Source organism: Microbacterium sp. NRRL B-14842 (genome assembly GCF_050470785.1).
Map to the genome: position 1 here is coordinate 1640867 of NZ_JBFLUM010000001.1, position 15509 is coordinate 1656375.

Here is a 15509-nt window from a genome sequence, read left to right on the forward strand (position 1 = left end):
GGGCGATCCGCTCGGAATCGCCCCCACGCTGATCACTCATCAGGCCGGGCGACGCTCGGCCAGCTCATCAGCACCCGGAGCCGCGGCCGGGCCGCCGATACCGAGCTTCTGCTTGATCTGGCTCTCGATCGCCAACGCGATGTCCGCGTTGTTGAGCAGGAACGTCCGCGCGTTCTCCTTGCCCTGGCCCAGCTGATCGCCGTCGTAGGTGTACCACGACCCGGACTTCTTGACGATGCCGTGCTCGACGCCGAAGTCGATCAGACTGCCCTCGCGGGAGATGCCGACGCCGTAGAGGATGTCGAACTCCGCCTGCTTGAAGGGCGGGGCCATCTTGTTCTTCACGACCTTGACCCTGGTGCGGTTTCCGACGGCGTCGGTTCCGTCCTTCAGCGTCTCGATACGACGGATGTCCATGCGGACCGACGCGTAGAACTTCAGCGCCTTACCACCGGCGGTGGTCTCGGGAGAACCGAAGAAGACGCCGATCTTCTCGCGCAGCTGGTTGATGAAGATCATGGTGGTGTTGGTCTGGTTCAGCCCACCGGTGAGCTTACGAAGGGCCTGCGACATGAGTCGCGCCTGCAGACCCACGTGCGAGTCACCCATCTCGCCCTCGATCTCGGCACGGGGCACGAGCGCTGCCACTGAGTCGATGACGATGAGGTCGATGGCTCCGGAGCGCACCAGCATGTCGGCGATCTCCAGCGCCTGCTCACCCGTGTCGGGCTGCGAGACGAGAAGGGCGTCGATGTCGACGCCGAGCTTCGCGGCGTAGTCGGGGTCGAGGGCGTGCTCGGCGTCGATGAACGCCGCGATGCCGCCGGCCCGCTGGGCGTTCGCGATGGCGTGCAGCGTCAGCGTCGTCTTACCCGAGGACTCCGGGCCGTAGATCTCGACGATGCGTCCACGCGGCAGACCTCCCACGCCGAGAGCGACGTCGAGGGCGATGGAGCCGGTGGGGATGACGGCCACAGGGGCACGCTCATCGCTGCCCAGCCGCATGACCGAGCCCTTTCCGAACTGGCGGTCGATCTGAGCGAGGGCTGTCTCGAGGGACTTCTCGCGGTCGGCGGGTGATGGCATGGTGTGCTCCTTCTGCGCGTGTGCTGCCGCCTGTAGGCTGTCGCGGCTCTTCCGGCTGGAAGGAACTCTCCGACAAGGCGTATGGCTTTTCAGCCTGGCCCTCACGGTACGGCGGGCCTCCGACATTCGGTCGCAGGAGCCGGGGATCGTGGGGATCAGATCCGTCTGACCACTTGTGCAGAAGACTACGCCCGCTTCGAACAGATTTTCGACACCACGCCGGGATCGGCGTGTCGGACATCCGCACACCGGGACGTGACCGTCACCGCCCTCGCGGCTCCAGGCGTCCGACGCCATGACGGCGGGACTCCGGGACGTCCATGTCCGCGCAGAGCGCCAACCAGATGTCCCGCGGCGGCACCCCGGCGTCGAGCGCTTCGAGCGCGGTGCGCCCGTCCATCCCGGACAGCACGAGGTCGTTCACCAGAGATGATGCTCGGGCGTGGAACTCGGCATCGACGGCGCGCAGGAACTCACTGCGTCGCATAGAAGGGATCTCCGGGACTCAGCGGAGCGAGAGCTCGGGTTCCACGGACGCTACCAGGTCGTCCGGAACGACGTCCGGGAAGACCTGGATACCCTCGAGGACCGAGATGCGGTCCCCGACCTCGCGCATGATCGTGGAGATGGGGACGTCGAGCGCCTCCGCCACCGAGGCGAGGATCTCGCTCGAGGCCTCCTTCTGACCGCGCTCGACCTCACTGAGGTAACCGAGGGCGACCGAAGCCTTGCTCGCGACCTGGCGGAGCGTCCGCCCCTTCTGCAGACGGAAGTCCCTCAGCACGTCGCCGATCTCCTGTCGTACAAGAATCATCGGAACCTCCTCCGCAGTTCATGGATCGGGGTCTCCCCCGAAGAGACGGCCAGTCTAGTCCTCCTGGCTTGCACAGAATCTACCCTTGCACTCTGTGGTTTGAATGTGAGCACATCCGTATCAACGTGACGCTGCACGTCCCTATTCCCGCAGTGCGGCGGCCATCACGTCGAGGGTGGCCGCGACCGTCTGCGCCCGCACCGCGTCGCGGTCGCCTCCGAAGCGGAACTGCTCGGTGCGACTCATGGTCGGCGTCACCACTCCGATGTGGACGGTACCCACAGGTTGGCCGTCCGGGGACTCCGGCCCCGCGATCCCGGTGGTGGACACTCCGACGTCGGCAGGGCGCCCGTCGACCGCGACAGCCTCTCGCACACCGGCGGCCATCTGCCGCGCGACCTCCGCGTGCACCGGCCCGTATCGTTCCAGAAGCTCGGCATCGACCGCGAGCAGGGTGTGCTTGACCGGGGTCGCGTAGGCGACGACGCCGCCGAGAAGCACCGCGGAGGCGCCGGGGACCGCGACGAGCGCCGCAGACACCGCACCGCCGGTGAGGGACTCCGCGACGCCGAGCGTCCAGCCCCGCCCCCGCAGAGCGGTCAGCGCCTCGGTCGGCGTCGTCCCGCTCATCGGCTCTGACGGGCGCCGCGGACCTGCGCGACGATGTAGTCGATGCCGCTGACCACGGTGAGCACCAGAACGATGACCATCAGGACGGTGGTCACGACGGTCCAGGGCCCGAGACCGATGAACACATGCAACGGCAGGAGGGCCCACCCGAGAGCGACGCCCTGGAACGCTGTCTTGATCTTGCCCATCCAGGCGGCCGCCACCACGTGCTCGCTCGCGACGACCAGGCGATGGATGGTGATCCCCCACTCGCGGACGAGGATGACCGCGACGATCCACCAGGAGACCTCACCGAGGATCGCCAGCCCTACGAATCCCGCGCCGGTGAGGAGCTTGTCCGCGATCGGATCCCACAGCTTCCCGAAGTCGCTGACGATGTCGTACCGGCGGGCGAGATAGCCGTCGACCCAGTCGGTGGAGATGGCCACGATGAAGAGGACGGCGGCGATCCAGCGCACGGTGAGGTCGGTGAGACCGTATGTCCCGCCGACGAGCAGGAGGACGAAGAACACCACGGCGAGCGGGATGCGCGCCACGGTGATCGCGTTGGGGAGCTGTCGGGGAATCGCCATCAGTCGCGTCCCGTCAGGCCCCAGGCGTCTTCGTCGCCCTCTGCTTCGACGACCGGCAGGCCGTCGTACTGAGCCTCCAGCGGATCGCGTTCGGCCGGTGGCGCTGCGGCGGCGGGCGCAGCCGGTGCAGCGGGAGCCGACGGCACGTCCTCGCCACGGAGCTTCGCCATGACCTGCGGCAGCTGCTCGGGGGTCGCGAGCACATCCCGGGCCTTCGAGCCCTCCGAGGGGCCGACGACCTCACGCGACTCGAGGAGATCCATCAGGCGTCCCGCCTTGGCGAACCCGACCCGCAGTTTGCGCTGGAGCATGGACGTCGATCCGAACTGCGAGGAGACGATGAGCTCGGCCGCCGCGAGCAGGAGCTCGAGGTCGTCGCCGATGTCCTCGTCGACCTCCTTCTTCTTCGCCGGCTCCATCGCCTCCTGGACGTCCGCGCGGTACTCGGGACGCGCCTGACGCGTGACGTGCTTGACGACCGCGTCGATCTCCTTCTCGTCGACCCACGCGCCCTGCAGGCGGAACGGCTTCGACGATCCCATGGGCGAGAACAGGGCATCACCCTGGCCGATGAGCTTGTCGGCGCCGGGGCTGTCGAGGATCACGCGGCTGTCCGTGACGCTCGTCACCGCGAACGCGAGGCGGGACGGCACGTTCGCCTTGATGAGGCCGGTGACCACGTCGACGCTCGGGCGCTGCGTGGCGAGCACCAGGTGGATGCCGGAGGCACGGGCGAGCTGCGTGATGCGGACGATCGAGTCCTCGACGTCCCGCGGCGCGACCATCATGAGGTCCGCGAGCTCGTCGACCACGACGAGGAGGTACGGGTACGGCTTGAGCACGCGCTCGCTGCCCGGGGGCACCTCCACCTCCCCCGCTCGCACGGCGCGGTTGAAGTCGTCGATGTGGCGGAAGCCGAACGACGCGAGGTCGTCGTACCGCATGTCCATCTCCTTCACGACCCACTGCAGCGCCTCTGCGGCCTTCTTCGGGTTCGTGATGATGGGGGTGATCAGGTGCGGGACACCCGCGTAGCTGGTGAGCTCCACGCGCTTCGGGTCGATGAGGACCATGCGCACGTCGGAGGGGCGGGCCCGCATGAGGAGGCTTGTGATCATCGAGTTCACGAAGCTCGACTTACCGGACCCCGTCGAGCCCGCCACCAGGAGGTGCGGCATCTTCGCGAGGTTGGCGACGACGAAGTTGCCGCCCACGTCCTTGCCGACGCCGATCGTGAGCGGGTGCGTGCTCTTCTGCGCTGCACCCGAGCGCAGCACGTCGCCGAGAGCGACCGTCTCGCGGTCGGTGTTCGGGATCTCGATGCCGATCGCACTCTTGCCGGGGATCGGCGAGAGGATGCGCACGTCGTTGGAGGCGACGGCATAGGCGAAGTTGTTGCTCAGCTGCAGGATCTTCTCGACCTTGACGCCGTGGCCGACCTCCACCTCGTACTGCGTGACCGTCGGGCCGCGGGAGAAGCCGGTGACCTTGGCATCGACCTTGAACTGGTCCAGGACGCTGGTGATCTGCTCGACGATGCGGTCGTTCGCCTCGGACCGCGCGACCGAGGGCGGACCCTCGGACAGCACTCCCGGCGACGGGAGGATGTACGGGGCCACCGGCGCCTGCGGACCGCGGTCGCCGGGTCCCTCAGTGCCGAACCCGTCGAGCCCGGGGAGCTCCGGCATCTCGCCGGTGTCGGACTCATCGTCCAGCAGCGCGGTCGTCTGCTGCTCCGCGAGCGTGTCGGTGACGGAGCGGACGGCGCTCAGCACCTCGGTCGCGGCATCGTACGGGTTCGCCACCGTCACCGCCTGGTCGTACGCCGGGGTGGCCTCCGTGGTGGACAGGAGCGCCGTGATGTCGTCGGACGCGAGCGTGCCCTCGTCAGGATCTTCCTCGCGGCCGGTCTTGTTGCGCCGCCACCAGGGCAGCACGTCGGGGTCGTCGACCTTGTCGGCCTCGTCGACCGTGGCCGAGGCGTCCTTCGCCGGCTTCTCCGGGCGCTCGGCGTCGAACATCCAGGCGTAGAGGTCTCCGAGCCGCGCACCGATGCGGTTCGGCGGTGTCTTCGTGAGGATCAGGATGCTGAGGGCGGCGAGGAGCCCGAGGACGATGTAGGCGGGGATGTCGGTGAGGTACGTGAGCGGCTGCCCCACAAGCCAGCCGAGCAGACCGCCGGACTCGCTCAGCGCGGGCATGCCCTGGTTGGGGTGGGGACGGGGACCGGCGACGTGGAAGATCCCCGCGAGGGCGAGGACGAACATGCCGAAGCCGATCCCGATGCGGCCGTTGTCGTGCACCGACGACGGGTGCCGGAACAGCCAGCCCGCCAAGAGCAGCAGAAGCACGGGCATGATGAACGCCACGCGGCCCACGAAGAGGCCCACGGAGTAGGCACTGATGTTCGACGCGGCCTCGTTGCCGATGAAGAACCACTCGTTGACGGCACCGAGGGCCGCCAGGATGACCAGGAGCAACGGGAATCCGTCCCTCCGGTCGTCCTTCTGCAGCGTCTCCGGTCCGAATGCGCGGAAGAGTCCGCCGACGCCGTGCGCGAGCCCGGTCCAGGCGCGCGCGGCGACAGACGGCTTGTCCGCGTCATCGATGTACTTCTTGGGGGCGGGCTGCGCCTTGGGAGCCGCCTGCCGCTTGGGGCGCGACGGCGCGCTCGTCGAGGCGCGCTCGGTCTTGGTGCTGCTCCTGGCCATGCCTCCACGGTACGACCCGCGACCGACATCTCCGCGTCACCACGCGGAATTCGCCGATACGGCGCGCGACAGCACGCCGTATCGGAGGGTCAGGCCTCGATGACGAGAGGCACGATCATCGGACGGCGGCGCAGCTTCTGGTTCACCCAACGACCGATCGTCCGGCGGACGACCTGGGACAGCGCATGCGTGTCACGCACCCCGTTGCCCGACGCCTCCTTGAGCGCGGCGACGATCTTCGGCGCGACGTCGTCGAAGACCGCGTCGTCCTCCGCCACACCTCGGGCGTGGATCTCGGGACCCGAGATGATGCGTCCGGTCGTGGCGTCCACGACGACGATGACCGAGATGAAGCCCTCTTCTCCGAGGATGCGGCGGTCCTTGAGGTCGGCATCGGTGATCTCGCCGACGGTCGAGCCGTCGACGTAGACGAAGCCGAGGTCGAGCTGGCCCGCGACCTTCGCGATGCCGCCCTTGAGGTCGATCACGGTGCCGTTCGAGGCGATGATCGTGTTGTCCTCCGGCACCCCGGTGTCCTGTGCAAGCTTGGCATTGGCGATGAGGTGCCGGTACTCGCCGTGGACCGGCAGGACGTTCTTCGGCTTGAGGATGTTGTAGCAGTAGATGAGCTCACCCGCGGCGGCGTGTCCGGAGACATGCACCTTCGCGTTCGCCTTGTGCACGACGTTGGCGCCGAGCTTGGTCAAGCCGTCGATGACGCGGTAGACCGCGTTCTCGTTGCCCGGGATGAGGCTGGAGGCGAGGATGACGGTGTCGCCCTCGCTGATCTCGATCGCGTGGTCCATGTTCGCCATCCGGCTCAGCACGGCCATCGGCTCGCCCTGCGACCCTGTCGACATGTAGACGATCTGCTCGTCCGGGAGGTCGCGTGCCTTCTTGAAGTCGATCAGCACGCCCGACGGCACCTTCAGATAGCCGAGCTGCTCGGCGATCGTCATGTTCCGCACCATGCTGCGTCCGAGGAACGCGACGCGGCGCCCGTTGGCGTGTGCGGCATCGATCACCTGCTGCACGCGATGGACGTGGCTGGAGAAGCTCGCGACGATGACGCGACGCGGCGCCTTCGCGATGACCTGGTCGAGCACGGGGCCGATGGAGCGTTCCGTCGGGGTGAAACCGGGAACGTCGGCGTTGGTCGAGTCGACGAGGAACAGGTCGACGCCCTCTTCCCCGAGGCGGGCGAACGCGCGCAGGTCGGTGATCCGACCGTCCAGCGGCAGCTGGTCCATCTTGAAGTCGCCGGTGGCGAGGACCATGCCGGCAGGGGTGCGGATGGCCACCGCCAAGGCGTCCGGGATGGAGTGGTTGACCGCGACGAACTCCAGGTCGAACGGACCGACCCGCTCCTCCTGACCCTCCTTCACGGTGAGGGTGAAGGCCTTGATGCGGTGCTCCTTGAGCTTCGCCTCGACCAGCGCGAGCGTGAGCCCGGAGCCGATCAGGGGGATGTCGCTCTTCAGACGCAGGAGGTAGGGCACGGCACCGATGTGGTCCTCGTGACCGTGTGTGAGCACCACGCCGACGATGTCATCGAGGCGATCACGGATCGGCTCGAAGTCCGGGAGGATCAGGTCGACCCCCGGCTGGTGCTCCTCCGGGAAGAGCACGCCGCAGTCGACGATCAGGATCTTCCCGTCGTACTCGAACATGGTCATGTTGCGACCGATCTCCCCCAGGCCGCCGATCGGGATGACCCGGAGCGTACCTTCGTCGAGAGCGGACGGTTCGGCCAGGGGAATGGACATGCTGTCTCCTCAGTCGGACACTCCACGCGTCCGTTCGTTCATGGTGACGCGGCTCAGCGCGTCGTGCCGTGCACCTTCGGCAGGGCGCCGCCCGCGGCCGCGTTGCGGTCGGGCCGGAAGTTCGAGAAGTCCGCCCCCGGCACGCCGCTGACGAGGTCGAGCTCGTCCTCGATGAGGGCGGCCTCCCACTCTTCCGGGCCGACGAGGGGAAGGCGGACGCGCGGGCTGGAGATGCGACCCAGCCCGTGCAGGATGTACTTCGCGGCGACGGTGCCGGGGACGTGCGTCATGACAGCGCGGACCAGCGGCTCCAGGCGCTTGTGCTCCGCAGTCGCCGTGGCGAGGTCGCCGCGGTTCACGGCGTCGATGATCGTGCGGTAGGGCGCGGACGCCACGTTCGCGGTCACGCCGATGAGGCCGGTCGCACCGATCGACAGGTGCGGAAGCACATTCGCGTCATCACCGGAGAAGTACATGAGGTCGGTCTGATTGAGCACGCGGCTCACCTCGGAGAAGTCGCCCTTGGCGTCCTTCACCGCGAGGATGTTCGGGTGCTTGGCGAGCCGGAGGATCGTCTCGTACTTGATCGGCACACCGGTGCGCCCGGGGATGTCGTACAGGATGACCGGCAGATCGGTCGCGTCGGCGACGAGCCGGAAGTGGGTGAGGATGCCGGCCTGCGTCGGCTTGTTGTAATACGGCGTGACGATCATGATGCCGTCGGCGCCGGCCTTCTCGCTGGCCTTGTACAGCTCGATGGCGTGCGCGGTCTCGTTCGATCCGCCGCCCGTGATGATCTTCGCCCGGCCGGCGGAGACGGACTTCCCGACCTCGACGAGCTTGAGCTTCTCGGGGTCCGTCAGGGTCGAGGTCTCGCCGGTCGTTCCCGTCACGACGATGCCGTCCGCGCCTGCGGTGATCACGTCATCGATGTGCTTCTCGACGGCGGGCCAGTCGACTTCGCCGTCGGCCGTCATCGGAGTGACGAGCGCGACGAGAACCTGTCCGAAAGGGTTGCCCGAGTGCGTCATGCGTCCAGCGTATCGGGTCGGATGCCGCTGCCGCGGACGGTGACGGGAACCGTCAGACCCGACCCCGACGCGCGACCGCCGCGGTGAGGGATCGGGGCAGCACCTTCGTCACGGCGACGACGGCCTTGTAACGCAGCGAGGGGATGGACACGGACTTCCCGCGCGCGGCGTCCCGGAGGCCTTCGCGCACGACGTCTCGGGCATCGAGCCACAGGAACGACGGCACGCCCTCCTCGCCGACCGCGAGACCCATCCGCTCGTGGAACAACGTGTGCGTGAAGCCGGGGCAGAGCGCGGTGACGCTCACGCCGTCCGGACCGTAGGCCGTGTTCGCCCAGCGGCTGAAGTCGATGAGCCAGGCCTTGCACGCGGAGTACGTCGATCGAGAGATGAAACCTGCGACCGAGGCGACGTTGATGATCCGGCCGCCCCGCCCCCGCATGGTCTGCAGGGCCGCGTGCATGAGGCGCATGGAGGCCTCGACGTGCAGGCGCAGATGCCGCACCTCGTCCTCGATGTCATTGTCGGCGAACTGCAGCGGCAGCCCGAAGCCGGCGTTGTTCACGAGCAGGTCGATCGGGTCGTCCCGGTCGCGGAGCCGTGCCGCGACGCGTTCGACGCCGTCCTCCTCGGACAGGTCGGCCGGAAGCACCTCGACGGCCACTCCCCACTCGCCGCGCAGCTCCGTCGCAAGAGCCGACAGCGACTCCTCCGAGCGGGCCACGAGCACGAGATCGGCGCGCCGACGAGCCAGCTGACGGGCGAACTCGGCTCCCAGCCCGGCGCTGGCTCCGGTGATCAGTGCGGTGGGCATCAGCGCTCGTACCTCACGAAGCGATACCGGACGCCGGTACGGGACGTCAGCCAGTCCCCCTCGTCGACCACGCGCCACCCGGTCTTGGGCGGAGCGAACGTGTCGCCGGCGACCTCGAGGTCGAGCTCGGTGACCTCGAGCCGGTCAGCGTCGGCGATCACCTGACGGAAGATCTCCGCCCCGCCGATGATCCACACCTTCTCCTGGCCGCGGACGGCCTCGGACACCGTGGCCGCACGGCGGGCGCCGTCGGCCGCCCAGTCCTGCTGGCGGGTCACGACGATGTTGTCGCGCCCGGGGAGCGGCCGGAACCGTTCCGGCAGCGAATCCCAGGTCTTCCGTCCCATGACGACAGGTGCGCCCTGCGTGGTCTCCTTGAAGTGCGCCAGGTCCTCCGGCACATACCAGGGCATACCGCCCTCAGCACCGATGACGCCTCCGGCGGCCTCGGCCCAGATGAGTCCCACCCAGGTCATACCGCCACCGCCGCCCGGATCGGTGCATGGTGCTGGTAGTCCTCGACGACGAAGTCCTCGAACCGGTAGTCGAAGATCGAGTCCGGCTTCCGCGCGAACCGCAGCGTCGGGTACGGGTAGGCCTCTCGCGTGAGCTGCTCACGCACCTGCTCGACGTGGTTGTCGTAGACGTGGCAGTCCCCGCCGGTCCAGACGAAGTCGCCCGGCTCCAGCCCCACCTGCTGCGCGATCATCATCGTCAGCAACGCGTAGGAGGCGATATTGAAGGGCACGCCGAGGAACATGTCCGCGCTGCGCTGGTAGAGCTGACAGGAGAGCTTGCCGTCGGCGACGTAGAACTGGAACAGCGCGTGGCACGGTGCGAGGGCCATGTCCGGGATGTCCGCGGGGTTCCAGGCGGACACGAGAAGGCGCCGCGAGTCCGGCGACGTCCGGATCTGCTCGATGACCTCGGCCAGCTGATCGATGCTGCCGCCGTCGGGAGTCGGCCAGGATCGCCACTGGACGCCGTACACGGGGCCGAGGTCGCCGTCCTCGGCCGCCCACTCGTCCCAGATCGAGACGCCGTTCTCCTGCAGCCAGCGGACATTGGAATCGCCGCGCAGGAACCAGAGCAGCTCATACGCGATGGACTTGAAGTGGACGCGCTTCGTGGTGATGAGCGGGAAGCCCTCCGCGAGATCGAAGCGGATCTGCCGCCCGAACACGCTCGTGGTCCCGGTCCCTGTGCGATCGCTCTTGTGCGTGCCCGTCTCGAGCACGTCGCGGAGCAGGTCTTCGTACGGAGTCGGGACAGCGGCGCTCATGGTTGTCAGGATACCCGCCTCGGTCGCCCCGAAGGCGGTGTCATCGGCGCGATGTTCTCGTCACGGATGGACACATCGCGGCACCCCTGGTCCTCCGGCCGTACGCTCGACGTGTGTCCCCCGCACTCGCCCTCGCCGCCGTGGCCGCGCTTCTCGCACTCGCCACCCTCGTCGGTCTCGCGCTTCGTCGGCGTGAGGGTCGTCGACGCAACGGCGGCGACCTGAGGTTCGAGCCGGCGGATGCGGCGGGCGCAGCCTTCGGCGCGAGCGCGACCCTCGTGCAGTTCAGCACCGAGATGTGCACCCGGTGTCCGCAGGTGCGCCGGCTGCTCGGCGCGTACGCTGCCGAGACGACAGGGCTCGCACACATCGAGGTCGACCTCACGCACCGACCCGACCTCTCCGCCCGGTACCGGGTGCTGCAGACCCCCACCACGTTCCTCGTCGACGCCTCGGGTGTCGTCCGAGCCCGATTCGGGGGCGTGCCCGCCCGGGATGCCCTGGCCACAGCCGTCGCCACCCTCGTCTGAAGCGCAGTCTGGAGAACCCGATGACGACATCCGCTGGGATCGACCCGCGAGGCCCCCGTTTCGCCGCCGCGATCACCGCATTCCTCCTCGCCGTTGCGACGTTCCTCGCACTCATCGGCATCTCCACGACTCCCGCCGGCGCAGAGCGCGCCGGCTGGTTCGCCGTCCAGCCGCAGAGCGGCTCCGTCTTCGTACCGGGGGGCGCGTGGGCACTGCCGTCAGTAGAGCCCGTCGCGCGCGTGCTCGACCCGGGCTTCCTCCTTGCGACGCTGATCGCGCTGCTGTTCCTCTGGGGAGTGGTCTCGCCGGCCACCGCACCGTGGGGCGTGCTCTACCGCCGCCTCGTCCGTCCGCGCCTGGCGCCGCCCGTCGAACTGGAGGATCCCCGCCCCCCGCGGTTCGCCCAAGGCGTGGGCCTCGTCGTGGTGGGGCTCGGCCTCCTGCTCCACCTCGCCGGCGTGCCGTGGGCCCTTCCGATCGCCACCGCCGCAGCGTTCCTCGCCGCTTTCCTCAACGCCGTGTTCGCATTCTGTCTCGGCTGCCAGCTCTACCTCCTGCTGCAGCGCGTCGGGCTGACCGGGAGAACGCGCCGCACCGCGTGATCCCGGTTTCCGACGGCCGGGTCGCTCGGTAGGCTGGCGACCAAGCGACGCCGCTCCCCCGGTGGCGTCAGAACCGGAGGAACCATGCCCGTCACCAGTGAAGCCGCCGCCACCTGGACCGGATCGCTCATGGAGGGTTCCGGCACGGTCGCCTTCTCCTCCTCGCATCTGGGGACGTTCCCGATCGACTGGAAGTCCCGCAGCGAGGGCAGCGACACCACCACGACGCCGGAAGAGCTCATCGCCGCGGCCCACGCCTCCTGCTTCAGCATGGCGCTCTCGCACGCCCTCGCCGAGAACGGCACCCCGCCGGAGCGCGTCGACACCAGCGCCTCGGTCACTTTCAAGCCAGGCGTCGGCATCACCGGCAGCCACCTCAACGTCAACGCCACGGTTCCGGGTCTGACTCCGGAGAAGTTCCAGGAGATCGCCGAGGGCGCCAAGACCGGGTGCCCGGTGTCCCAGGCTCTCGCAGGCATCGAGATCACCCTCGAGGCGACGCTCGCCTGAGCTCCGTGGACGTCAGGCGCGGGACAGGCTGATCGCCTGCCGGATGCTCGCCCTGGCGTCCTTCCTGCGCCCCGCGGCATCCTGCACGACGCCGAGCCGGTAGCGCGCACGCCAGTCCGTGGGTGCCGCCTCCGCTTCCGCCGTGTAGCGCGCGACGAGCGCGTCCGCGTCCTTCCTGGCGATGCGGCCACTGGGCGTGAGCTCGGTCTCGACCGGCGGCATTCCGCCTTCGGCGTCGAGCAGACGCCCCAGACGATCCGCTCCGAAACCGAAGAGCATCTCGCGAACCAGGGCCCATCCGCCGACGGGGGCGAGCACGAGGAGGGTGACGCCCATCCCGATGGAGACCGGCGTCCCGACGGCCAGGAACATGACCGCGAGCCAGCCCGCGACCGCGAGGTACAGCAGGAGGGCCGCCGCCATCAGTGCGACCCCGATCCGCGACATCACGAGCGGATGCCGATGTCGAGCATGTTCTCCAGACCGACCACGACTCCGGACGCGGTGGCCGCATACGGCACAGCCAGCCGGATCCCCGGCGCGTAGGCCAGCGCCGGGTCGGTGGTGTCATGCGTGAACGTGAGCGACTCCCCCGGCCCGGACAGGATCACCTCCTGCTTCGCGATCACCCCGGGCCGCCGGAGGGAGTGGATGGGCACGCTGCCGACCTGCTGCCCCCGCGCGCGCTGATCCGCATGCGGGGCGCTGACGGGGCCCTGGGACGCCCTCGCGGCGGCGATCAACTCCGCCGTGCGGACGGCGGTACCGCTCGGGGAGTCGACCTTGGTCTCCCGATGCGCCTCGACGATCTCCGCGGAGTCGAAGTAGGGCGCGGCGGCCGCGGCGAGAGCCGAACCGAGCACGGAGCCGAGGGAGAAGTTGGGGATGAAGACCGCTCCGGTATCAGCGGCCTCGACCAGCGGCCGCACGAGCGCGATCCGCTCGGCCGACCAGCCGGAGGTGGCGACGAGGATGTTGAGGCCGTGCTCGACGGCGGTGCGGACCACATCGATGCTGATCTGCGGAGTGGACGCGTCGATCACGAGGTCCGCTCCCGCGAGCTCCGAGAGGTCACTCGCCGATGTCAGCACCCGGCTCACCTCGAAGCCTTCCAGCTCGCCGATCACCGCGCCGATGATCGTTCCGAGCTTTCCGGTCCCGCCGACGAGGGCTACCTTCGTGGTCATGCGTCCAGTCTATTTTCCGGGCGTCGAGCGGAGGCCGCGGCGCGCGGATACGGTGATCACACCAACAGCGCGTCGGGAATCCCCGTCCGCAACTCCATAGGCAGGTGGCCGGTGTCGTTGTGCGTAAGCAGGGTCCACGGCCGACCCTGCTTCTGGGCGATCACCGTCAGTCCGCAGTGCGACTGGTTCAGCGTCATCCACCGCCAGTCGGGTGCGGCGAGCACCTCGCGCACGAACCACGAGATCACGAAGTTGTGTGTGATGAGCACCTCGTGCACGTCTCCGGTCTTCCGCACGAGGAACTCGTTGACGGCGTCGGACATCTGGGCGCGACCGGCCTCGATCTCGGCTTCGGTCACCGATCCGAAGAAGGGTTCGAACACCGCCGGGGTCTCCTCTGTCATCCCCGTGGGGACGCAGTCGAACAGCAGAGCGGACGGCGCGGGGTCCACGGACGGGAGGCGACCGGCGATCGATCGCGCCGTCTCGGCCGCGCGGAGCAGCGGCGAATGCCACACGGCGTCGAGCGGGAGCCCGGACAGCCGATCCGCGATCAGCTCCGCCTGCCGCTGGCCGCGCGGCGAAAGGGGTCCGTCGGCGAGACCGTGCTCGGCATCCTGATGTTCACCGTGTCTGACCAGATATATGTAGTGCGTCACAACTCGCTCGCTCGCCTCATCGCCAGCATCCGCCGGTCTTCCTCTTCCACCCTATGTCACGGGCAGCGGAAGCTCAGGCGCCCGCGCGGGTGAGGTCGGCCACCTGCGCCCGGGACAGCGTCACACCGGCGCCCTGCATGAGCTCGTCGACATGGTCGGTCGCGAACGTGTTCACGATCGGCGCGGCGACCGTGCGCTGCGCGAGCAGCCAGGCGATGGACACAGCGGCCACCGGCACTGCCAGTTCGGCGGCCACCTGATCCAGCGCGCGCAGCACCTTCGTACCGCGGCGGTTGAGATTCCCTCGCAACTGCTCTCCGCGGACGCCTCGTGACGCGAGCGCCTTGGTGCGGTGGCGCCCGGACAGGAACCCGTGCTCCAGCGCATGGGAGGGCGTGACCGCGAGGTTCTGCGCGCCGGCCACGAGCCGCAGATCGCCTTCGAACGGCTGCCGCCGCACGAGGTTGTAGGGCGTGTCGATCACAGTGATCCGGGGGTACCCTGCGGACGCGAGGATGCGGGCCTCCACCAGCCGCTCCGGGGTGAAGCCGTACGCGCCGAGCGCGCCGATCTTCCCGGCCTCGACGAGCCACTCGACCGTGGCCAGCGTGTCTTCGAGGTTGGTGGTCGCATCCAGCGTGGCGTCCAGGTACAGCACGTCGATGCGCTCGACGCCGAGCCGGGTGAGCGACCCCTCGACGGCGCGGACGAGGTTGACCGACCCCAGACCGGGGTTGTCGGCATGCGCTCCGATGCGGACGCTGAGGACGACGCGCTCCCGTTGGTCGCGCGACCGCAGCCACTGCCCGAGGATGTGCTCGCTCCGACCGCCGGAGAATCCGTCCGCCGTATGGATGGCGTTGCCGCCGAACTCCACGTAGCGATCGAGGATGCCGTGGCTCGTCTCGAGATCGACGTTCCACCCGAACTCCGCGGCGCCGAGCATCAACGGGAACGTCTCGTATCCGGTCTCGCCGATGGCGGTGCGGATGGACTCCCCCACACCGGGGCCGACGATGGGGATCGGGGCGGAGGGATGATCCTCGTGCTCGAGCGCGACGCGTTCCGCGTCGGGACCTGCGCCTACGCCGAACAACCGCATACTCTCACCCCCGCTGCGATCGGCTGGACCGATCGACATCACTGCTTCTCCGGCACCCCCCGGTGCGTACTTCGAGGGTATGCGACGGGCGCGAGCGTCCCGGCCAATCCGGGGAACGGCGCGCAAACTTCCCATAACGTTTCGATCACGGATCAAACGACGGAACCCGGGCCCCTCCCGACGGAGGGACCCGGGTTCCGTGCCGACCGTGTC

At 68.7% G+C, this 15509-nt stretch carries 18 protein-coding genes; 3 read left to right on the top strand and 15 right to left on the bottom strand.

Features of this window, described 5'->3' with window-relative positions; translation table 11 throughout:
- Positions 1-39: 39 nt before the first annotated feature.
- The 11 genes from recA to AB1285_RS08305 form a co-directional block, all read right to left on the bottom strand.
- A complete protein-coding gene (gene recA / locus AB1285_RS08255) occupies positions 40-1086 on the bottom strand; it encodes a recombinase RecA (RefSeq protein WP_187663892.1) in 1047 nt (348 codons plus the stop codon).
- A 262-nt stretch (positions 1087-1348) separates the two neighbouring features.
- On the bottom strand, positions 1349-1573 hold the full coding sequence (locus AB1285_RS08260) for a DUF3046 domain-containing protein (RefSeq protein ID WP_187663891.1): 225 nt from the start codon (positions 1571-1573) through the stop codon (positions 1349-1351).
- 18 nt (positions 1574-1591) lie between these two features.
- Positions 1592-1900: a helix-turn-helix domain-containing protein gene (locus AB1285_RS08265; RefSeq protein WP_025103227.1), complete on the bottom strand. Its 309-nt coding sequence runs from the start codon at positions 1898-1900 to the stop codon at positions 1592-1594.
- Positions 1901-2041: 141 nt separating this feature from the next.
- The gene (locus AB1285_RS08270; protein WP_292797151.1) at positions 2042-2530 is read right to left on the bottom strand and encodes a CinA family protein; all 489 of its coding nucleotides are present in this window, start codon (positions 2528-2530) and stop codon (positions 2042-2044) included.
- A complete protein-coding gene (gene pgsA / locus AB1285_RS08275) occupies positions 2527-3102 on the bottom strand; it encodes a CDP-diacylglycerol--glycerol-3-phosphate 3-phosphatidyltransferase (RefSeq protein WP_268776433.1) in 576 nt (191 codons plus the stop codon). The genes AB1285_RS08270 and pgsA overlap by 4 nt, the downstream gene beginning before the upstream one ends.
- Positions 3102-5813 carry an FtsK/SpoIIIE family DNA translocase gene (locus tag AB1285_RS08280; RefSeq protein ID WP_370428916.1) on the bottom strand — a complete coding sequence of 904 codons (2712 nt, stop codon included), beginning with the start codon at positions 5811-5813 and terminating at the stop codon, positions 3102-3104. The genes pgsA and AB1285_RS08280 overlap by 1 nt, the downstream gene beginning before the upstream one ends.
- Before the next feature lie 89 nt (positions 5814-5902).
- On the bottom strand, positions 5903-7579 hold the full coding sequence (locus AB1285_RS08285; protein ID WP_259953985.1) for a ribonuclease J: 1677 nt from the start codon (positions 7577-7579) through the stop codon (positions 5903-5905).
- 53 nt (positions 7580-7632) lie between these two features.
- Complete coding sequence (gene dapA, locus AB1285_RS08290; RefSeq protein ID WP_187663886.1) at positions 7633-8610, bottom strand: 4-hydroxy-tetrahydrodipicolinate synthase; 978 nt, start codon at positions 8608-8610, stop codon at positions 7633-7635.
- A 52-nt stretch (positions 8611-8662) separates the two neighbouring features.
- Positions 8663-9424 (bottom strand): SDR family NAD(P)-dependent oxidoreductase, encoded by a 762-nt coding sequence (locus AB1285_RS08295; RefSeq protein ID WP_292797142.1) that lies wholly within the window; start codon positions 9422-9424, stop codon positions 8663-8665.
- Entirely contained in the window at positions 9424-9900 is a 477-nt protein-coding gene (locus AB1285_RS08300) for a dihydrofolate reductase (protein WP_187663884.1), read from the bottom strand. Before AB1285_RS08300 ends, AB1285_RS08295 begins: the two co-directional genes overlap by 1 nt.
- Positions 9897-10706 carry a thymidylate synthase gene (locus tag AB1285_RS08305; RefSeq protein ID WP_280566029.1) on the bottom strand — a complete coding sequence of 270 codons (810 nt, stop codon included), beginning with the start codon at positions 10704-10706 and terminating at the stop codon, positions 9897-9899. Before AB1285_RS08305 ends, AB1285_RS08300 begins: the two co-directional genes overlap by 4 nt.
- 113 nt (positions 10707-10819) lie before the next feature.
- Here AB1285_RS08305 and AB1285_RS08310 point away from each other — a divergent pair, with 113 nt between their 5' ends.
- The 3 genes from AB1285_RS08310 to AB1285_RS08320 all read left to right on the top strand — a co-directional run bounded on the left by AB1285_RS08310 (position 10820) and on the right by AB1285_RS08320 (position 12348).
- Positions 10820-11236 (top strand): TlpA family protein disulfide reductase, encoded by a 417-nt coding sequence (locus AB1285_RS08310; RefSeq protein ID WP_187663882.1) that lies wholly within the window; start codon positions 10820-10822, stop codon positions 11234-11236.
- A 20-nt stretch (positions 11237-11256) separates the two neighbouring features.
- On the top strand, positions 11257-11838 hold the full coding sequence (locus AB1285_RS08315; RefSeq protein ID WP_187663881.1) for a DUF4395 family protein: 582 nt from the start codon (positions 11257-11259) through the stop codon (positions 11836-11838).
- Positions 11839-11922: 84 nt separating this feature from the next.
- The gene (locus AB1285_RS08320) at positions 11923-12348 is read left to right on the top strand and encodes an OsmC family protein (RefSeq protein WP_259953991.1); all 426 of its coding nucleotides are present in this window, start codon (positions 11923-11925) and stop codon (positions 12346-12348) included.
- 12 nt (positions 12349-12360) lie between these two features.
- Here the strand turns inward: AB1285_RS08320 and AB1285_RS08325 are convergent, their stop codons facing one another.
- From AB1285_RS08325 to AB1285_RS08340, 4 genes are all read right to left on the bottom strand, one after another.
- Positions 12361-12795 carry a hypothetical protein gene (locus AB1285_RS08325; RefSeq protein ID WP_187663879.1) on the bottom strand — a complete coding sequence of 145 codons (435 nt, stop codon included), beginning with the start codon at positions 12793-12795 and terminating at the stop codon, positions 12361-12363.
- On the bottom strand, positions 12795-13535 hold the full coding sequence (dapB, locus tag AB1285_RS08330; RefSeq protein WP_259953992.1) for a 4-hydroxy-tetrahydrodipicolinate reductase: 741 nt from the start codon (positions 13533-13535) through the stop codon (positions 12795-12797). Before dapB ends, AB1285_RS08325 begins: the two co-directional genes overlap by 1 nt.
- A gap of 56 nt (positions 13536-13591) precedes the next feature.
- Positions 13592-14194, bottom strand: a complete 603-nt coding sequence (locus AB1285_RS08335) for a histidine phosphatase family protein (protein WP_187663877.1) — start codon at positions 14192-14194, stop codon at positions 13592-13594.
- A gap of 73 nt (positions 14195-14267) precedes the next feature.
- Positions 14268-15296, bottom strand: a complete 1029-nt coding sequence (locus AB1285_RS08340; protein ID WP_187664141.1) for an aldo/keto reductase — start codon at positions 15294-15296, stop codon at positions 14268-14270.
- Positions 15297-15509 lie beyond the last annotated feature (213 nt).

Excerpts from the sequence above, each read along its gene's own strand:
- AB1285_RS08270 (WP_292797151.1), bottom strand. The coding sequence starts at position 2,530 with ATGAGCGGGACGACGCCGACCGAGGCGCTGACCGCTCTGCGGGGGCGG.
- AB1285_RS08305 (WP_280566029.1), bottom strand. The coding sequence starts at position 10,706 with ATGAGCGCCGCTGTCCCGACTCCGTACGAAGACCTGCTCCGCGACGTG.
- AB1285_RS08260 (WP_187663891.1), bottom strand. The coding sequence starts at position 1,573 with ATGCGACGCAGTGAGTTCCTGCGCGCCGTCGATGCCGAGTTCCACGCC.
- AB1285_RS08280 (WP_370428916.1), bottom strand. The coding sequence starts at position 5,813 with ATGGCCAGGAGCAGCACCAAGACCGAGCGCGCCTCGACGAGCGCGCCG.
- AB1285_RS08295 (WP_292797142.1), bottom strand. The coding sequence starts at position 9,424 with ATGCCCACCGCACTGATCACCGGAGCCAGCGCCGGGCTGGGAGCCGAG.
- dapB (WP_259953992.1), bottom strand. The coding sequence starts at position 13,535 with ATGACCACGAAGGTAGCCCTCGTCGGCGGGACCGGAAAGCTCGGAACG.
- AB1285_RS08325 (WP_187663879.1), bottom strand. The coding sequence starts at position 12,795 with ATGTCGCGGATCGGGGTCGCACTGATGGCGGCGGCCCTCCTGCTGTAC.
- AB1285_RS08300 (WP_187663884.1), bottom strand. The coding sequence starts at position 9,900 with ATGACCTGGGTGGGACTCATCTGGGCCGAGGCCGCCGGAGGCGTCATC.
- AB1285_RS08320 (WP_259953991.1), top strand. The coding sequence starts at position 11,923 with ATGCCCGTCACCAGTGAAGCCGCCGCCACCTGGACCGGATCGCTCATG.
- AB1285_RS08265 (WP_025103227.1), bottom strand. The coding sequence starts at position 1,900 with ATGATTCTTGTACGACAGGAGATCGGCGACGTGCTGAGGGACTTCCGT.
- AB1285_RS08315 (WP_187663881.1), top strand. The coding sequence starts at position 11,257 with ATGACGACATCCGCTGGGATCGACCCGCGAGGCCCCCGTTTCGCCGCC.
- AB1285_RS08340 (WP_187664141.1), bottom strand. The coding sequence starts at position 15,296 with ATGCGGTTGTTCGGCGTAGGCGCAGGTCCCGACGCGGAACGCGTCGCG.
- AB1285_RS08285 (WP_259953985.1), bottom strand. The coding sequence starts at position 7,579 with ATGTCCATTCCCCTGGCCGAACCGTCCGCTCTCGACGAAGGTACGCTC.
- recA (WP_187663892.1), bottom strand. The coding sequence starts at position 1,086 with ATGCCATCACCCGCCGACCGCGAGAAGTCCCTCGAGACAGCCCTCGCT.
- pgsA (WP_268776433.1), bottom strand. The coding sequence starts at position 3,102 with ATGGCGATTCCCCGACAGCTCCCCAACGCGATCACCGTGGCGCGCATC.
- dapA (WP_187663886.1), bottom strand. The coding sequence starts at position 8,610 with ATGACGCACTCGGGCAACCCTTTCGGACAGGTTCTCGTCGCGCTCGTC.